The sequence below is a fragment of the Dellaglioa sp. CoH-57-MRSF-16 genome, assembly GCF_056782055.1.
In genome coordinates, this window is the sequence record NZ_JBXAXZ010000001.1 from 232,986 (window position 1) to 249,345 (window position 16,360).

Annotated in this window: 14 protein-coding genes; 4 read left to right on the forward strand and 10 right to left on the reverse strand. The window is 32.7% G+C overall.

Annotation, left to right across the window (positions count from 1 at the left end; translation table 11 throughout):
* Positions 1 to 18 precede the first annotated feature (18 nt).
* The 4 genes from AC1RPH_RS01050 to AC1RPH_RS01065 form a co-directional block, all read right to left on the reverse strand.
* Positions 19 to 999, reverse strand: coding sequence for a LacI family DNA-binding transcriptional regulator (locus tag AC1RPH_RS01050; RefSeq protein WP_481761016.1), 981 nt, complete (start codon positions 997 to 999; stop codon positions 19 to 21).
* Between the two features lie 109 nt (positions 1,000 to 1,108).
* Positions 1,109 to 2,473, reverse strand: a complete 1,365-nt coding sequence (locus AC1RPH_RS01055) for an MFS transporter (protein WP_481761017.1) — start codon at positions 2,471 to 2,473, stop codon at positions 1,109 to 1,111.
* 223 nt (positions 2,474 to 2,696) lie between these two features.
* Positions 2,697 to 4,136, reverse strand: coding sequence for a 6-phospho-beta-glucosidase (locus AC1RPH_RS01060; RefSeq protein WP_481761018.1), 1,440 nt, complete (start codon positions 4,134 to 4,136; stop codon positions 2,697 to 2,699).
* Position 4,137: 1 nt separating this feature from the next.
* Positions 4,138 to 6,057, reverse strand: coding sequence for a beta-glucoside-specific PTS transporter subunit IIABC (locus tag AC1RPH_RS01065; RefSeq protein ID WP_481761019.1), 1,920 nt, complete (start codon positions 6,055 to 6,057; stop codon positions 4,138 to 4,140).
* A 192-nt stretch (positions 6,058 to 6,249) separates the two neighbouring features.
* Here AC1RPH_RS01065 and AC1RPH_RS01070 point away from each other — a divergent pair, with 192 nt between their 5' ends.
* Positions 6,250 to 6,954 carry a GntR family transcriptional regulator gene (locus AC1RPH_RS01070; RefSeq protein ID WP_481761020.1) on the forward strand — a complete coding sequence of 235 codons (705 nt, stop codon included), beginning with the start codon at positions 6,250 to 6,252 and terminating at the stop codon, positions 6,952 to 6,954.
* A 95-nt stretch (positions 6,955 to 7,049) separates the two neighbouring features.
* On the opposite strand, the gene AC1RPH_RS01075 is transcribed toward AC1RPH_RS01070, so the two are convergent.
* Positions 7,050 to 8,204 carry a YhgE/Pip domain-containing protein gene (locus tag AC1RPH_RS01075; protein WP_481761021.1) on the reverse strand — a complete coding sequence of 385 codons (1,155 nt, stop codon included), beginning with the start codon at positions 8,202 to 8,204 and terminating at the stop codon, positions 7,050 to 7,052.
* A 167-nt stretch (positions 8,205 to 8,371) separates the two neighbouring features.
* Between AC1RPH_RS01075 and AC1RPH_RS01080 the strand changes: the two genes are divergently transcribed.
* Positions 8,372 to 9,019: a TetR/AcrR family transcriptional regulator gene (locus AC1RPH_RS01080; RefSeq protein ID WP_481761022.1), complete on the forward strand. Its 648-nt coding sequence runs from the start codon at positions 8,372 to 8,374 to the stop codon at positions 9,017 to 9,019.
* A 114-nt stretch (positions 9,020 to 9,133) separates the two neighbouring features.
* Here the strand turns inward: AC1RPH_RS01080 and AC1RPH_RS01085 are convergent, their stop codons facing one another.
* Together AC1RPH_RS01085 and AC1RPH_RS01090 are read right to left on the reverse strand one after the other, a co-directional pair.
* The gene (locus tag AC1RPH_RS01085; protein ID WP_481761023.1) at positions 9,134 to 9,460 is read right to left on the reverse strand and encodes a thioredoxin family protein; all 327 of its coding nucleotides are present in this window, start codon (positions 9,458 to 9,460) and stop codon (positions 9,134 to 9,136) included.
* Positions 9,461 to 9,537: 77 nt separating this feature from the next.
* On the reverse strand, positions 9,538 to 10,419 hold the full coding sequence (locus tag AC1RPH_RS01090; protein ID WP_481761024.1) for a sulfite exporter TauE/SafE family protein: 882 nt from the start codon (positions 10,417 to 10,419) through the stop codon (positions 9,538 to 9,540).
* A gap of 182 nt (positions 10,420 to 10,601) precedes the next feature.
* On the opposite strand from AC1RPH_RS01090, the gene AC1RPH_RS01095 reads away from it, so the two are divergent.
* Positions 10,602 to 11,285, forward strand: coding sequence for an MmcQ/YjbR family DNA-binding protein (locus AC1RPH_RS01095; RefSeq protein WP_481761025.1), 684 nt, complete (start codon positions 10,602 to 10,604; stop codon positions 11,283 to 11,285).
* Between the two features lie 129 nt (positions 11,286 to 11,414).
* On the opposite strand, the gene AC1RPH_RS01100 is transcribed toward AC1RPH_RS01095, so the two are convergent.
* Both AC1RPH_RS01100 and pfkB read right to left on the reverse strand, forming a co-directional pair.
* Complete coding sequence (locus AC1RPH_RS01100; protein ID WP_481761026.1) at positions 11,415 to 13,343, reverse strand: fructose-specific PTS transporter subunit EIIC; 1,929 nt, start codon at positions 13,341 to 13,343, stop codon at positions 11,415 to 11,417.
* Positions 13,340 to 14,281, reverse strand: coding sequence for a 1-phosphofructokinase (pfkB, locus tag AC1RPH_RS01105; RefSeq protein ID WP_481761027.1), 942 nt, complete (start codon positions 14,279 to 14,281; stop codon positions 13,340 to 13,342). Before pfkB ends, AC1RPH_RS01100 begins: the two co-directional genes overlap by 4 nt.
* 122 nt (positions 14,282 to 14,403) lie before the next feature.
* Here pfkB and AC1RPH_RS01110 point away from each other — a divergent pair, with 122 nt between their 5' ends.
* Positions 14,404 to 15,150 (forward strand): MurR/RpiR family transcriptional regulator, encoded by a 747-nt coding sequence (locus AC1RPH_RS01110; protein WP_481761028.1) that lies wholly within the window; start codon positions 14,404 to 14,406, stop codon positions 15,148 to 15,150.
* Between the two features lie 82 nt (positions 15,151 to 15,232).
* Here the strand turns inward: AC1RPH_RS01110 and lacD are convergent, their stop codons facing one another.
* Positions 15,233 to 16,216: a tagatose-bisphosphate aldolase gene (lacD, locus tag AC1RPH_RS01115; RefSeq protein ID WP_481761029.1), complete on the reverse strand. Its 984-nt coding sequence runs from the start codon at positions 16,214 to 16,216 to the stop codon at positions 15,233 to 15,235.
* Positions 16,217 to 16,360: the final 144 nt, after the last annotated feature.

Below are 16,360 nucleotides of genomic sequence, written 5' to 3' on the forward strand. Positions count from 1 at the left end.
AAAATAAAAACGCACCTACTATGCCGTTTCTCCTTTATATAATTGTACCGGTAGTACTACTTGCATAGGTGTCTCTTTACCTTCTATTTTCTTCATTAAAATATCAATAGCTGCATCAGCCATCTGTTCAATTGGTTGAATAATTGTTGTTAGTTCTGGTTTAAATAATCGAACAACATCTGTCCCATCATAGCCAATAACAAGTAAATCTTCAGGTACTCGTTTGCCATATTCTCTAGCTATTTTTATGATCAAACTAGCGTCTGTATCATTCGAAGCAAAAATACCATCCACTCGTTTAAGATCCTCAAAAATTCTTTTAATAACTTTTGTTTTTTCTGTTTCTGTCCAATTAAAATCAATTGTATACGTTACGGCTGGCAACCCATGTTCACTCATAATTTTCTCGTATGCCCTACGTCTATCTCGAGCAGGCGTTTCTAAATCATAAGGTCCATTTGTATGTACAATTGAGGTTGCCCCATGTTCTAATAGCAATTCTGTTGCCATTTTACCGCCACTATAATTATCAGAAGAAACGACCGGAATATCACCATTCATAATTCTATCAATTGCGACAATTGGTAAATTTGTATTATGATATTCTTCAATTCCTTCATTATGTGCTCCAACAATTAGCCCATCAACTTGATTTGCCATTAGTTTACGTAAATAAGTCACTTCTTTTTCTGAATCATTTTTTGAGTTACCGATAAGAACCTTATAACCTCTATTAAAAAGTTTCGTTTCTAAATGGTAAGCTAATTGTCCAAAAAAAGGATTCGCAATGGTTGGGAAAATAAGCCCTATTAGTTTTGTTTCTTTATTAAATAATTGTCTTGCAACATCATTAGGCTGATAATGTAACTCTTTCACAGCATCACGAACCTTTTTAACTGTCTTTTCGCTAAGATAACCTCTATTGTTCAACACCCTAGATACAGTCGTTTTAGAAACGCCTGCCAATTCAGCGACATCATCAAGTTTTGGATTTTGCATTTTATTTGCTCCTAAGTCGTCTAATTTTAGTTAAATTGTTACCGCTTAACTTTTAGTACTCTTAGTTTACCATAAAATAAGCAAAACCATTATCCCCACCATTAACTTTTTAAGCTGCTTCTTTTTTAGCTAATTCTAATCTAACTTTATCTTCATTTCGTTCAAATTTACCATAGAAAAACATTGGAACTGCAGCAAGTATGAACAGCATGGCTGGAATCCAGATAAAACTTAAGTTAATGCCTAATAAAGATTGACTCGTTTGAGTGTGATTGGGTATATATCCAAAGAATTGCATTACTTGTGATGGAATAAATCCGCCAATCCCACTACCTGCTTTAACACAGAATGCACTTCCAATAGCTGTTAAAAAGCCACTGGCTCTGATTCCTGTTTTCCATTGACCAAAATCAACCGCATCAGCCAACATTAGGAATGGCATTGCAGCTGCAACACCCGTTCCAATTGATCCTAGGCAATATAAGATAACAACCCAAACTTGATTACTACCAACTGCTTGAAGCAACATGTTACAGATTGCTCCCATCAATAGTGCTCCAATTAGAACCGTTCTTTTATTTGTACGTTTAACAAGTAATGGAATTGATATCATCCCTATAACAGCAACAACAGATAAAGAACCAGCAACTGCGACTAATGATTTTGCATGGATATTATATTGAAAATAATAAATCATGCCTGAACTTCTAACAGTTGTTCCAATCCAATAGAATAAGTTGGAAATAACCAATAAAATCCAAGGCCAATTACTTTTTGTTGCTTTAACACTCTGTTTTAATGATATTGATTTCGTAATCGTTGTATTAATTTCTCGTAAATTTAAAAAGGCAATTAAAAAGGCAATAATGGAGATAATCCCTAAAATAATCATTGCATATGAGAATCCTTTACGATCATTTCCTTGCCCTAATATTTGAACTAATGGTAAAACAACACCATTAGCAACCAATAGACCAACATTTCCTCCAACCATTCGATATGAATTCAAAACCGTTCTTTGGTCTGAATCATTTGTTAAGTTAGGTAAAATCGACGTCATAGGGGTACTAATTCCGGTATATATAATTCCTGCAATGACGTAAACAACTGATGCATAGATAACTTTGGACGATCCCGATAAATTCGGTGTAGTAAATGTTAACCATGTAAAGAATGCAAATGGTACACATAACCACAAGAAATACGGCCGACTTTGTCCCCATTTTGTATGTGTATGATCAATTAAAAAGCCCCATATTGGTGCATCAAACATATCAACGCATCGTGTGACGAGCAAGATAGTTCCAGCTACACCAATCCCAATTCCAAAAACATCTGTATAAAAATATAACAAGTACGTACTAATACTTACAAATAGAATATTTCCGCCAAAATCTGTAAGTGAATAACTTAGTTTTCGAAAAAGAGGAATTTCTTCAACTTGATTTGTATCTACGTTTACTTTGTTTTCCATTCTATTTACCCCATTCTATTTGTTTAATAAATGTCCCATTTCACTAAAAAATAGCAATTGCCTGTACCTATAAACTCAACTTTTAGAAAGCGCTTTCTGAAAGAATAACCAAAGTATAACCTGTTTATATTTTTATGTCAACCGGTTGTCATTTGTTTTTTTATTAATCAAAAAGCATCTCATTTATTAATAAATGAGATGCTTTTTCTTTCTATAATAACTTTTAAAGACTTTCTCCATTTGTTTCAATTACATTTTTATACCAAGTAAATGAGTCTTTTTTATAACGTTTCATCGATCCATTGCCCTCATTATCACGATCAACATAAATCATACCATAACGCTTTTTCATCTCACCAGTTGTAAATGATACTAAATCAATAACACCCCATGGTGTATATCCTAAGACTTCAACACCATCATAATCAACTGCTTTTTCGATTGCTTCAATATGTTCTTTTAGATAACTTACACGTTCAGGATCATGAATTTCATGATTATCTTCAAGCTTGTCAATCGCGCCAAAACCATTTTCAACAATAAATAACGGTAACTGATAGCGATCATATAATCGATTTAACGTATATCGTAAACCATCGGGATCAATTGCCCAGCCCCAGTCACTAGATTTAATATACGGATTAGGAACCCCATTAGGTAGTCCACCATTCACAACATCACCTAAATGATCTGCTTCAGCATCTGCTTTAACAACTGTTGACATATAGTAACTGAATCCTAGATAATCAACTGTCCCTTTTTTCAATATCTCCATATCGCCTTCTTGAATCCCAACATCATAATTGTGACGTTCAAACTCTTTTAGTGCATAACGTGGGTATTCTCCACGAACATGAACATCTGGGAAAAAGAAGCGTTGATGCATTGCCTCTTCAGCAGCCATGATATCTTCCGGATCACATGAATAAGGATAAATTGGTACGTGTGATACCATGCATCCTATTTCAAAATCAGAATTAATTTTTTTACCAGCAATAACCGCCTTAGCGCTAGCCAAGAGTTCGTTATGTGCAACTCGATACATAATTTCTTTGGGATTTTCACCATCGTTCACAATAACTCCAGAATTAGTCCACAAAAAGATGGGGTTATTTGTATCCATTTGATTATTAATTTCATTAAATGTCATCCAATATTTTACTTTAGATTGATAACGTTTAAAGCAAACCGTAGCAAAATTTTCAAAAAAATCAATTAATTTACGATTTCTAAAACCACCATATTCTTTAGCTAAATGGAGTGGCATTTCAAAATGCGATAGGGTAATCACTGGTTGAATACCTTTTTTTAATAATTCATCAAAAACATCATCATAAAATTGTAATCCCGCTTCATTTGGTTCGCTTTCATCTCCCATTGGGAAAATACGTGACCACGCGATTGATGTTCGTAAGCACTTCAATCCCATTTCAGAGAAAAATTGAATATCTTCTTTGTAATGATGATAAAAATCAATTGCATCATGATTCGGATAAAATTTATCTGTTTCAATAGTTTCCGTAATTTCCCGCGGAACACCATTTGCTCCTGCAGTCATCACATCAATAACACTTGGCCCTTTTCCATCAACATTCCAGCCGCCTTCAAACTGATGAGCAGCCAAAGCGCCACCCCACAAAAAATCCTTCGGTAATTTAGACATTTTATTTTTCTCCTTTTGGAATTAATTCCATTATTGGTTCTCCATGGTGAATTTCATTTTGCGTATACGCAATAACATCTTCGTAATCATCTGAATTAGTCACAATTACAGGTGTTACTACTGAAAATCCTGATTCTTTTATCTTCTCTTGATCAAATTCAACAAGTAAATCACCCATTTTTACATAATCATGATTTTTAACTTGTGTTGCAAAATATTTTCCTTTTAATTCAACGATATCCATTCCAATATGAATTAAAACTTCTACACCATCTACAGATTTTAATCCAATCGCATGTTGTGTCTCTGTAGTCATGACAACCTGACCATCAAATGGTGCATATATTTTATTATCCGTTGGATTTACAGCAACACCTTTGCCCATTGCACCAGATGAAAATACTTCATCCTCTACTTCTGTTAACGCAATTACTTTCCCTGTTACAGGGCTATTAACAACGCCTGGTGCATTTATTACTGGCGTACTCATAACTGGTGCGACCTTAGCTGGTGCATCATCTAACTGTGCTTCCATTGTTGCGACTTCACTAACTGTTTCACCCGTACCAAAAATTTGAACAAGTAGAACTGAACCCACAATTGCTACAATACATCCAACAACCATACCAATAAATGAGTGTGGGTATTTAGGACTAATTGCATTTACAATGGTTAATAAACTTGGTAGTCCAGCATAAGCAAAATAATATGAATTAAAGAAACTTGTAATTAATGCACCAAACGCTCCTGAAATACAACCAAAGATAAATGGTTTTTTAAATCTTAATGTCACACCATAAATTGCTGGTTCTGTAATCCCAAATAATCCTGTAATAAATGCTGAAAGAGATATATTTTTTAATTCTCTGTTCTTAGACTTAATAAATACACCTAAAACAGCACCAACTTGTGCGACCACTGCAATTGTTTGAAAAGCCTGAAATGAGTCCATTCCATTCATTTTGAAATTGGCCATAACCATTGGCGTAACACCCCAATGGATACCAAAAATAACAAGTACTTGCCAGAAACCACCAATAATAACACCTGCTAAAGGTGGTGCAACTTTAACTAAATAATTATATCCTTTTGCGATTCCTTCAGCTCCAAGAGATGAAAGTGGTCCAATAATTAAGATTGTTAAAGGAACCATAATTAATAGACATAATAATGGAACAGCAAGTTCTTTAATAATGTCAGGTATCTTTTTACTCAAGAATCTTTCAAGATAAGAAAGAATCCAAACTAAAAATAATGGTGGCAATACTGATGATGTATAAACTGTTTGAGATAATGGAATACCCATAAAGTTAATACTTGTACCGCTAGCAATAGTTCCAGCCATCTCTGCCCATGTGGGACTAACTAATGCAGCACAACATGCAACAGCGATTAAACTGTTTGTTTTAAAATGTTTAGCTGCCGTTATGGCAATAAATATTGGTAAGAACGTAAATGGTGCCCAAGAAATAAAGCTTAAAACTTGATATGTACCACTTTTAGGAAAATTTGGCATAGCTAAAGTAATTAGAATTAAACTCCCTTGAATAATACCTGCCGCGGCCAATATGTAAACGAATGGGGCAAAAACCGCAGACATTGTTGCAATAACTCGATTCATTATACTTGTTTTTGGTGCTTCTACTTCCTCTACTTCTGAACTATCAATCATTGCTGAGAATGCATCATAAACATCCGCAACATGTGGTCCAATAACTACTTGGAATTGTCCACCACTTTCAACAACAGTGATAACGCCTGCCATTGCTGATATTTTTTCTTTAGCATCTGAAGGAACCTCATGTAGCACTAGTCGTAACCGTGTCGCACAATGCGTTGCTCCTGCTAAATTTTTTTCTCCACCAATTGCTTCTAAAATATCTGTAGCTAATTTTGTATAATCTCTAACCTTACTTGCCATATTTTTCTCCTCCTCAGATAAAAACGAATAAATAGAAAAAAATTGTAAACCCTTACAAATCTTTGTATATGTATATTTTAATTGTACGTGCACAATAAGTCAACACTTTTTTTGTAACCCTTTTCATCTAGATGTACAAGGCGGGAACAATGTTATACAATAAAGGATACATTATTTTAATGGAGGCATGAAATGTTAAAGTATCAAGAAATTGCTGATCAAATTGAGCTTGCAATTAAAAATAAAAATTTGAATCAAGGGACGCAACTCCCTAGTCTAAATGAACTTATTGCCAAATATGCCGTCAGTAAGACGACACTCGTTAAAGCTCTCACAACTTTAGAAGATAAGGGTATTATTTATCAAGTACAAGGTAGCGGAATTTTTGTTCGTCGTCAAAAAAGAGACGGTTACATCGCTCTAATGACGAACATGGGCTTTACAAAAGATTTAGAAAACAGTAAATTATCTACAAAAGTGATTGATTTAAAAGTTGAACTACCCAATGCTGATGTAGCCAGGGAATTAAATTGTGCTCCGGGTGAGGAAGTTTATTTAATAAAAAGAATTCGTTACATCGATAATCAAGTTCTCTGTATTGAGAGATCCTACTATCGAAAAAAACTTGTTCCTTATCTTAATCGCGAAATAATCAGTGAGTCTATTTTTAATTACTTGAAAGAAGTTTTAAAATTAAAAATAGGTTTCTCCGATAAATATTTACGTACAGACACCCTTAAAAAGACAGAATCAACCCTTTTAGAACTACCAGAAAATTCGCCTGGACTCTATATTGATGAACTTTTTTATACAGTAAGCGGTGAACCTTTTGATCTTTCTCAAACTATTTATAACTATAAACATGCTAACTTTTTTATTCAAAGTGGACAAAAATAAAACCATAATTAATAAATTAAAAACCTCAGGGCAATCACTTAAAAAGGTGATTACCCTGAGGTTTTTAATTTATTTCAAGATTCATTTAAAGAATTCTATTTAACTTCCATCTCTTTAATTTTATCGTTAATTTCTTTTTCAACTTTACGATGTTTGGGTGATAATCCTTCGGCAAAAAACAAGACACTACCGATTGCTAAGACATAAGTTAGGCCCATTGTAGAACTGTTCCAGAAAGATGCTCCATAATAAAGAATGCTGCGAGCACCATCATACAAGAAACGCATTGGTAACCATGGAAGAACCCAATCTTGGTAGAATTGAGGTACTAATGGTTGTGCCATTGCCAATAAAGGAATTGAGAAAAATAGTAAGAGGACAAATATAATTACCCCTGGGAAACCAATCCATGTCAATACCCCTGAGAATAACATTATAAAAGCAAAACTTGTAAATGATAAGAACGATGCAATTGTTATAAAATGTGTAAAATCAAATCCTAAAATCCATGTCGCATACGTAGCTGTTGCAAATCCAGTTAAAATTGCAAGTGCTACAGCTGAGATAATGAATGATGATTTAAATGAAAACTTGTGTTTCATTGATTTAAATTCTCTTGAATCTCCAGCGTAGAATAATAATAAACTAATAACCATGCTTGCAATCCAGACGGGTTGGAAGAACGAACTATTCGCTGATGTTAATCCAGCGGTTGAATGTCTAACGGTTGTTTTTACAGTGATTGGGTTATTTAACTTCAATGCAGTCACAGCGGGGACACTCATATTGGCTTTTGCCATATTTGTTAAAATTCCGGCTGAAATACCACCACCAATTTTTGTAACTATTGTTGATAGTGTCGAACCTAAAGTCGTTGACAATGTAGCATTTTTTGCTTCATTTGTTACAACAGTTACATTTGTAACATCTTTTGTTGTTGGATCAGCTAATTTTCCAATTGATGCCGAGAAATCTTTTGGAATTACAATAGCCGCATAATAATGTTGTTTATCCATTGCACTCTTAAGTGCCTTATCACTCTTAACGATATGCCAATCTAACGCCTTATTTTTGCTTCTAGTTAGATTTTCAACGATTTTGTTACCTTGCTTACCACTATCTTCATTAACAATGGCAACAGGTACATCTTTGAGCTCTGATTTTACAGATGGGATTTGCATCACCACCATAATAAATGTAAGTAATACCGAAACTAAAATGGCGAAACCTAAAAATTTATTTTTAAACATAATCATATTCCTCTTTTCTTTTTGAGTGAGCACTCAATCAATTACAAATACGATTATAACCTATCCACAAGTTTAGTCAACCCTAACTTTTAAATATAAACTATCAAAATAATAAGTTTGTCTTTTGTCATCGCTATCAATTGTGTCATAATAGGGCTATAAATAGGATGGTGAATATTATTAAAAATTCTGAATTAAAATTATATGCCAACTCGGATTTATTTAGAGATATAACAGATAAACAAAAACAAATTTTAATCGCCGCAATTGAATTATTCTCAGAAAAAGGCTATGCAAATACAAGTACAAAAGAAATTGCAAAAAAAGCTGGCGTGGCTGAAGGTAATATTTTTAGTAAATATAACAATAAACAAGGCTTACTTAACGCCATTATTGCCCCTGTCATTAAATCCATCTTACCTTCTGCAATGCACGACTTATTAGACGAGTCCATTGATCATTCAAATTTAACTTTGGATTCATTAATTCGTCCTTTGTTAAAAAATAGAATTATTTTTTTGCAAGAAAATGCTAAAGTTCTTAAAATTTTCATTTCTGAACTACTTTATGATAAATCGGTTGTTAAACAGTTATTAGAAAATATTCCCGCCCCATACTGGACGGCACTCAATTCAACTATTGATACACTAAAAGAAAAAAAACTAATTGTCAGTTGGGATAATCTCGAAATTCTTAAGGTTATTTGGTCAACTATAGGTGGTATTGTACTTGGTTATCTTCTTTTTGATCAATCGTTAACAAAAGAAAGTATTGAACATTCAGCAGATGCTCTGATAAACGCACTTAGTGTTTGATAAAAATAAATAATTAAAAATACCCATCGAGTAAACAAGTTACTGTAAAACCTTGTTTACTCGATGGGTATTTTTAATTCAAAGCAGATTATTCATACTAACTAATCTTTTTAATTACGCAGGAATACTATTAATAAATGTTTCTACTTCTTGTTTCGTTTTACGATTTTTATTAACTAAACGTCCTGTTTCTTTACCATTTTCATATGCAATAAAACTTGGAATACCGAAGACACTTAACTCAACAGCTAAGTCCATATTTTCATCTCGATCGACAGCTAAGAATGTGTATTCAGTATATTCTGATTCAATATTAGGCATTTCAGGTTTAATAAAAGCACAATCTGGGCACCATGTTGCAGAAAAAAATAGGATATACTTTCCATCTTTAATTTTATCCATTAATTCACTTACCGTTGTTTCTTTTTCTATACTTTTCATTTTTGCTACCTCCACTAATATGCTTACTTTTTATAAGTATATATCAGATTAGCCATTTTCAATTAAAATATGCTTGCTTATTTATTTTTATCTCTGATTAGTTTAGCTTCTTTATTACCTATATATAGGCTGTATGCAGAATACAATAATACTACAATAACAATCCATTGAATCACACTTGTATTAATATTCTTAACTAAAAGTACCGCAACTAAAACACCTATAATACCAAAAACAGAAAATAAGGTTATTTTTCTAGAATATTGATTGAGTTTTATAAATTGCATACTTCCTATTGGTAAAGAAAATGCACATCCCCCCATCATAATTGGAAATGCAGCAATCGGATCCATTCCCATCGCATAGACAGTTGCCATTGTTAATGAAAATGAGCCTATTCCAATATTATTTAATGCGCCATAAATAAATAATAAAAATCCTGTTACAACTAATTTCCAGCCAAATAGTTCGGTAGCGGTCCCACTAGCAGTGATTAGGCCTAATTTACCAGCGATGATTAACGCGGTTGCAACAAGTAATCCAACGATAACAAATGATCTAATACTATTTTCAGGTAATCTAACAACAAATCTCGGACCAATATAAGCACCCAGCACTTGGCAAATAATACAGACTAGTAACGTCTTAGTACCAACATTGATACTTGTAATATACGCCAGCGACATGACAAATATTGGAATAACATCTTGCGCATTTAACGTACCTGGTAATTTTTTCATAGAAACCCAATTAGCTTTCTGGTATATTGCTGTTGATATGGCAAAATCTGAAATTCCAAAAGTAGAAAAGAAAAAAATAACAATCTGCGATATTGGTGTCCATACTGAACTGGCCGGTTCTTTCATGAAGTCTGATTTATGTCTCATTAAATCACGCATAAAATAACAGATAAATATAAAATTAATAACAATAATTGCCGCAATCAACGTCTTTTGCATGATTAAATCTCCTAGTTAAATGAATCATAATAGTACAGTTTAACTCAATTTATTCCTAGATAAAATAGTCTATATTAATTTTTCTATTTTATACTATATAATTAGTCCTTTAAAGTCTAAAATTAGAAATATAAGGTATGCTACTGTTAATTGTTTATATAATTTATAAAAGGAGATGCACTATGCTAACAGACTTTTTTGCTTATAATTCATTTAGTCATTTGAAACTAAAGGTAGATTCATTGATTCCATATGGTTTTACAAAAACAGCAGAAGAAATCTATAATTATCAAGTTTCAATTCTTAATAATCAATTTATACTAACCGTCTCAATTTCCCCCTCTGAAAAAATTAATACTACTATTATTGATGCTCTAACTAAAGAAGAATATACACTTTATAAAAATCAGTCTGCAACAGGATCATTTGTCAGTTCAATCAGAAAATCAGTGATTGAACAACTGGATTTAATTGTTGCTAGTTGTTTTGAAACTACTCCAGTATTCCAAACTGCTGATTCACAATCTATCATTAATTATGTACAAGAACATTATCAGACCAATCTAGAATTCCTCTGGAAACAGTTTCCAAATGACGCTGTTTTACGTCGATCAGATTCTAAAAAATGGTATGCCGCTTTAATGAAAATTCCAGCAACTAAAATAGGCTTGGATTCCGAGAAATTAGTTGAAATACTTAATATTCGAATGGATCCTGACCTGCTCATCAATAAAATAGACAAAAATCAAATTTTTCCAGGGTACCATATGAATAAAAAACACTGGGTTTCAATTTTATTAAATGGCCAAAATAATTTAGACACTGTTTATTCTTATATTGATACTAGCTATGGACTAGCTAAATAAAAGGCGAACTAAAAAAATCCATTCTAATAGTCAACAAAATTTGAACTTGTTTACTTAGAATGAATTTTCGCTTATCATTAAACACTTGTACTTTTTTAGTATATACGTAGCTTTGTAGCTCAATTTTATCTACTTATTAATATTTTCTTTAAATAGGTTGTATATATCATCAACTGTATTCGATTTTTTTAATTCTTCCACAAATGAGTCATGGACAAGTAATTTCGATGTATTTGATAAATACTGTAAATGCTTTCCATCATCTTTTTCTGGAATTAGAAATGAGATAACTGTATCTACTGGCTGATTATCAAATGTTTCCCATTCAATAGGCTCACGTAATTTAACAATTAGCATTGCTGATTTATTAATCGATTCATCCTGTGCATGAGGTATCGCAATGCCTTTTTCCATCCCTGTCGTTCCCTCAGACTCACGAATCTTATACTTATTTAAAATATAACTTTCATTATTCGTATATCCTAATTTTTTAGCAAAATTTGCTAAAAAATGTAAGAGTTCTTCTTTATCAGAAACGGCTACGTTCAATTCAATGTTTTTTCTTTTCAATATATTATCGAATTCATTTTCATTCATTTTTATATCATTATCTTGCTCTTGTTCAAAGTTGGTATTACTACCTACATTCATCACTAAACTATTATTTTTTTTAGCTTGGCGACCAGCAATAGCGGCTAGTAAGACAGCAGATACAAGTGATCCAATAATAATCCATAATACCCACAGTAATGGTTTATTCACTAACGGTAATACAATAAATCCACCATGTGGAGCCGGTACACTAATTCTAGTTACATAGGTTAAAATCGCAGCAATCGAAGAACCAACCATAAATGCAGGAATATTTAGTAGCGGATTCTTTGCCGCAAATGGAATTGCACCTTCTGTAATATGAGTTGATCCTAATAAAAAGTTAACGTAACCTGCGCTGCGCTCTTTATCTGAGTATGCTTTTTTGTTGAACAGTACAGCAAACCCTGTTGCCAATGGTGGCGCAATACACGCTGCAGAAACTCCTGCCATAAAGAAATAATTTCCCTGTGCTAAAAGAGCTGTTCCGGTTAAATATGCTGCTTTATTAATTGGCCCACCCATATCTGAAGCACACATAATTCCAACAACTAATCCTAATAGAATGGGACTTGAATTTTCTAAACCCTTTAAAAACGTCATCATTCCTTCATTAATTGTTGCCATTGGAACTGATAGATACCAAATAATAGAGCCTGATAAAAATACTCCAATTACAGGTAAAATAAAAATGGCTTTCAGTCCATCTAATGATTTAGGTAGTTTTTTTAATAAGAACTGTAATATTAAAATCGTATACCCTGCTAAAAATCCACCAATTATTCCACCTAAAAATCCCGTTCCATTTGTATATGCTATCATTCCCGTTACAAATCCAACTATCAATCCAGGTCTTTTACCAATAGCCTCAGCTATATAGGCACATAGAATTGGAACCATAAGATTCATTGCAAATCCGCCAATAGTGTTCAATAAATGTGCTATATCGTTATATTGAGGGCTTTTTATGTCTGCTGAATTAATTCCCCAAAAAAATGATACGGCTGTTAACACTCCCCCAGCAACTACTATTGGTAACATATGTGACACTCCATTCATCACGTACACATACATTTTGTGCCAAAATGAGCCAGATAAATTTACTGTTTCTTCATTCGATGAAATTTTTGCTCCTTTTCGATGATAGGTAGGTAAATTATCATCTGTCAATATTTGATCAATTAATACATCTGCCTCTTTCATACCTTTCGTAACTGACACATTTATCATTTTTTTACCATCGAATCGATCAATATCTACATCTTTATCTGACGCAATTATTACACCATCAGCATCATCAATTTCTTGTTGTGAAAACGCATTTTCTATACCACTTTGACCATGAGTTTCAACTTTAATTGATATACCTCTTTTTTTAGCGGCTTGTTCTAAGGCCTCTTGCGCCATGTATGTATGCGCAATTCCTGTTGGACATCCAGTAGCTGCAATTATTTTATATTTTGTCATCTTAATTCCTCCTTAATATTAGATATTTTTACCTGCTTAGTCAGCTCTTTTACATTCGAAAAATCTGTTAACCCTTTTGAAAATGCCGTTGAACTCGCGGCTGCTATACTTTCTCTAAATACTTCTTCTATTTTTTTGTCCCCTATCGCTACCCCTGCTAAAAAAGTTCCCAACATGGTGTCGCCGGCCCCAGCCGTGTTAACAACGGTTCCTTTAGGGACAGTTCCATATAACACAACCTCTTTATTTATAAACATTGCACCACCGCCACCCAATGATAATAAAATATTTTGTGCACCCAATTTAATTAATTCTTTTGAATAAGTTATCAATTCATGTTGAGATAGTTTATGTTCTACGCCAAACCAACTCATTAATTCTTCATCATTTGGTTTTAAAATATAAGGATTATATTTCAATGTATCCAGTACGGTTTGATAACTAGTATCCAAAACTAGCTTATATCCTTTTTCCTGCGCCTGCTTTGCGATACTAATTAAAATTTCTTCAGAGATTCCGTCAGATAAACTACCAGATACAACTAATGTATCCTTTTCATCTAAATTTTGAATCTTATCCATGAACTGATTTATTTCATCATCACTAACATGTGGACCTTTATTTACTAATTTATACTCCGTATCTTGCTGAATTACTCTTGTAAAAACATTAATTCGTGTATTAGCATCGATATGTACAAAATCAGTTTTTATATTGCACCTTGCCAACTCAGACTCAATATACGCATTAGTAAATCCTCCACCAACTCCAATAGCAGTACTTTCTACGCCTTTCTTTTTTAGAATAAAACTAACATTAACTCCTTTACCATTCGCTTGTATTTCATAATTTTCCGTTCTATTAACAATATTTTTTTTCATTTCATCGGTTTGGATAAAAAGATCAATAGCTGGATTCAATGTACATGTATATATCATAATTTTTACCCCTTTCTTCTACCTACCAATACTACATCTGACAGAAATGAAAAGGTTTTCAATATATGATTTTGTATGCTACAATTGAAAATAAACAAACAATCAAGGTGAGGTGACCAGTAATGTCTCTTAGTAACTCCGAAAAGATTCTTTGGCAAGTCATTCAAGATAACCTAGAAGATATTCCGATATTAACAATAACCAACCTTAGCGATTTAGCTCATGTATCAACCGCTACAGTCGTACGAACGCTCAAAAAAAAAGGCTACAGCGGTTATATGGATTTTAAACAATCTATAATTACTAAAGAAAAAGAAAAAAAATATAAGAATATTCAGAATATGGATCACGATATCCAACAAGTCATTATGAAGAATGAACATGAACTTAATAACACACTACGTATGCTTGACGTTAATACCATAGAAAAAACAGTTCAAAAAATTAAACGTTCAAAAAAAATATACATTTTCTCAAGGGGTTTTTCTGAATTAATTGCAATTGAAATGCTAACAAAATTTGAATTATTAAATAAAAATTGTGTCAGTTTTACGGATCCCAATATTATTAAACAAATTAGTCACAGGATTACATATAATAATATTTTAATTATTATTTCATTGAACGGAACTACTGCAGAACTCCTTGAAGGTGCTAAAAATACGTATAAAAATGGAGCCGATATTATTGTATTAACAACCAACAAATTAAGTCCACTTATTAAATATTCAGATTCCGTGTTTATCGGATTTAAATCTGAAATTTCATATTTCCCTGAATTTGAAGTTAAATCTCGTTTACCATTACAGGTAATGAGCCGTATACTTTTAGATTCTTATGCAATTCGAACAAAGAAAGCTAGCAAATAAATTTATTTCACTTCTACTTTTTTTCATTACTAAATCATTAAAAATAAAGAGGCTAAACATGACGTTTAGCCTCTTTATTTTACTATTTTAATACCTTATCAAACCACGATGTAGCAGTACTTTCAAGAACGACATTTAAATCTTCAATATTCTTTTTACCAACTGTGTTCATCCATTCTTTACCTTTTTCTTCACCATCTTTAGCAAATGGTTCGATACCTTTGCTCCATGTTGCACGTCCACAAAGTACACCATTAAATGTTGATTTTGCTTCATGAGCAAATACTAAAGTATCTTGGAATAATTGTGCCGATACACCACCACTTAAGAAAATAAATGGTAATTTGGTTGCATCACTTTGTTCTTTAAATATATCTAATGCTTCTGTCTTAGAATATACCACCTCATTATCGTCGTTAAACCCTTCCACATAATCCATATTGACTGGCACTTCTACTTTAAGTACATCTACTTTATATTCAGGTTTAGAAAATTCTTTCATCATTTCAATAACTTTATGAGGTTTTACTTTAGCATACTCTGAACCTTTAACATCGTCATTAGTTGCATCATAAGAAACCAATTCTAAAAATAATGGCATATCTTCTGCAGCACATTCTGAACCAAGACGCTCCATATATGCATGTTTCATATTATTAATCTCAGCATTTTCGTCTATATCATAATAAAGTAAGAATTTAATAGCGTCAGCGCCCTCTTCTTTAAGACGACGAACTGACCAATCTGGTAATAAGTCAGGTAAGCGACCTGGGGTAGTAACATCATAACCCGTTTTTTCGTATGCAACTAGTAATCCAGTACTTGCATTACGGACCTTTGCTGCTGGAAGACCATATTCTGGATCAAGTAATATTGCTGAAGCGTATGGTGTTAATTCTGATGAAATTACTTTTTTAAATTCAACGATATCTTCTTCATTTGCTGGCTTATTTGCTGCTGCTGCCAACATTTTTTTTAAAGATCCTCGTTGATCAATTGCTAATGCTGCAATTACGCCTTTTTCATTTGAAAGTGCTTTAAGTCCTGCCAATTTATTTGGTGTCATTTTTATTCCGTCCTTTATTATTTTTTTACTTCTCTCATCCACTTATAATTCTATCTTTGAAGAATATGAAAAGGTTTTTAAAATTTCATTTTTTACATACCAATTAAAAATAACTTAACAATCATAAATACCGTTTACTCCGAC

Bases quoted from the DNA above. Each gene is read 5' to 3' on its own strand.
- AC1RPH_RS01065 (WP_481761019.1), bottom strand. From the start codon at position 6,057: ATGGCAAGTAAGGTTAGAGATTATACAAAATTAGCTACAGATATTTTA.
- AC1RPH_RS01100 (WP_481761026.1), bottom strand. From the start codon at position 13,343: ATGACAAAATATAAAATAATTGCAGCTACTGGATGTCCAACAGGAATT.
- AC1RPH_RS01055 (WP_481761017.1), bottom strand. From the start codon at position 2,473: ATGGAAAACAAAGTAAACGTAGATACAAATCAAGTTGAAGAAATTCCT.
- AC1RPH_RS01075 (WP_481761021.1), bottom strand. From the start codon at position 8,204: ATGTTTAAAAATAAATTTTTAGGTTTCGCCATTTTAGTTTCGGTATTA.
- AC1RPH_RS01090 (WP_481761024.1), bottom strand. From the start codon at position 10,419: ATGCAAAAGACGTTGATTGCGGCAATTATTGTTATTAATTTTATATTT.
- AC1RPH_RS01080 (WP_481761022.1), top strand. From the start codon at position 8,372: ATGGTGAATATTATTAAAAATTCTGAATTAAAATTATATGCCAACTCG.
- AC1RPH_RS01085 (WP_481761023.1), bottom strand. From the start codon at position 9,460: ATGAAAAGTATAGAAAAAGAAACAACGGTAAGTGAATTAATGGATAAA.
- AC1RPH_RS01095 (WP_481761025.1), top strand. From the start codon at position 10,602: ATGCTAACAGACTTTTTTGCTTATAATTCATTTAGTCATTTGAAACTA.
- AC1RPH_RS01060 (WP_481761018.1), bottom strand. From the start codon at position 4,136: ATGTCTAAATTACCGAAGGATTTTTTGTGGGGTGGCGCTTTGGCTGCT.
- pfkB (WP_481761027.1), bottom strand. From the start codon at position 14,281: ATGATATATACATGTACATTGAATCCAGCTATTGATCTTTTTATCCAA.
- AC1RPH_RS01070 (WP_481761020.1), top strand. From the start codon at position 6,250: ATGTTAAAGTATCAAGAAATTGCTGATCAAATTGAGCTTGCAATTAAA.
- AC1RPH_RS01110 (WP_481761028.1), top strand. From the start codon at position 14,404: ATGTCTCTTAGTAACTCCGAAAAGATTCTTTGGCAAGTCATTCAAGAT.
- lacD (WP_481761029.1), bottom strand. From the start codon at position 16,216: ATGACACCAAATAAATTGGCAGGACTTAAAGCACTTTCAAATGAAAAA.
- AC1RPH_RS01050 (WP_481761016.1), bottom strand. From the start codon at position 999: ATGCAAAATCCAAAACTTGATGATGTCGCTGAATTGGCAGGCGTTTCT.